Source organism: Citrobacter sp. TBCS-14, from assembly GCF_005280805.1.
Classification (GTDB): Bacteria; Pseudomonadota; Gammaproteobacteria; order Enterobacterales; family Enterobacteriaceae; genus Citrobacter; species Citrobacter gillenii.
Genome location: NZ_SZWM01000794.1, coordinates 321 through 535, shown reverse-complemented (window position 1 = coordinate 535; position 215 = coordinate 321). Strand labels below are relative to the sequence as shown.

Here is a 215-nt window from a genome sequence, read left to right as displayed (position 1 = left end):
TATAACAACTTGTGAGGTGAAGTAATGGAACAAACCTGGCGTTGGTACGGACCAAACGATCCAGTATCGCTTGACGATGTGCGTCAGGCTGGCGCAACGGGTGTTGTGACCGCCTTGCACCACATTCCCAACGGTGAAGTGTGGCCCGTAGAAGAAATTCAAAAGCGCCAGGCTACCCTGGCCGAAAAAGGGCTGACCTGGTCGGTGGTGGAAAG

The 215-nt window shown here is 54.0% G+C and carries 1 protein-coding gene; it reads left to right on the top strand.

All coding sequences use genetic code 11. The annotated features are described in order from the left end of the window. Window positions 1-24: 24 nt before the first annotated feature. Window positions 25-215: mannonate dehydratase (locus FDX22_RS21370; RefSeq protein ID WP_186805410.1), on the top strand; the 191-nt coding region annotated here is incomplete at its 3' end.